Annotated in this window: 1 protein-coding gene; it reads right to left on the bottom strand. The window is 50.4% G+C overall.

Translation table 11 applies throughout. From position 1 onward, the window contains the following. On the bottom strand, positions 1 to 458 hold a 458-nt coding region (locus ACLD7X_RS18545), incomplete at its 3' end, for a D-alanyl-D-alanine carboxypeptidase (RefSeq protein WP_411425153.1). Positions 459 to 496: the final 38 nt, after the last annotated feature.

The raw sequence follows: 496 nt of genomic DNA, 5'->3' as shown, positions 1-496 counted from the left end.
CCACGGCGCACAATCGCGGCTTTCAATAAATGCGCGAAGTAGAGGGTTGGATTATCCACACTTAGTTTTAGCGAAATGGTGTCACTTCTGGATGTAAGGGCATAGGTTCCCGTGATATCGATGACCGTTGAGTGTTCTTCGCGCTTAGGCTTTATATCGGTTATGCCAGTGCTATCGACAAATCGGAGTGCGGAAACCACGCGCACGTAGTCATTTTCAGGGATAACCCGAATGCTCGGACGAAGGTCGCTATTGCGTGGAGGAATAATCTGGATTTCGACGGCATTGTCAGCAATGCTTAAGGCACTTACTTGCGGTGCATAGGCGTACAAAAAGTCATCCCACGACCAACCCGCGGCATATCGTTCTTCGTCGAACAAGTCGTCATCACCAATGATTGTGCCCTTGATACTGCGCACGCCAATGGAGTCGAGCACTTCTGCCCAACGGTCAAGCATGGACAATGGGTCTCTCCCGAATGACGAACTCCATGTAG

It is taken from the genome of Aphanothece microscopica RSMan92 (genome assembly GCF_046613545.2).
Lineage (GTDB): Bacteria > Cyanobacteriota > Cyanobacteriia > PCC-6307 > Cyanobiaceae > NIES-981.
Note: the sequence above shows the minus strand (reverse complement) of the source record. Positions and strands in the feature narration are given on the sequence as shown.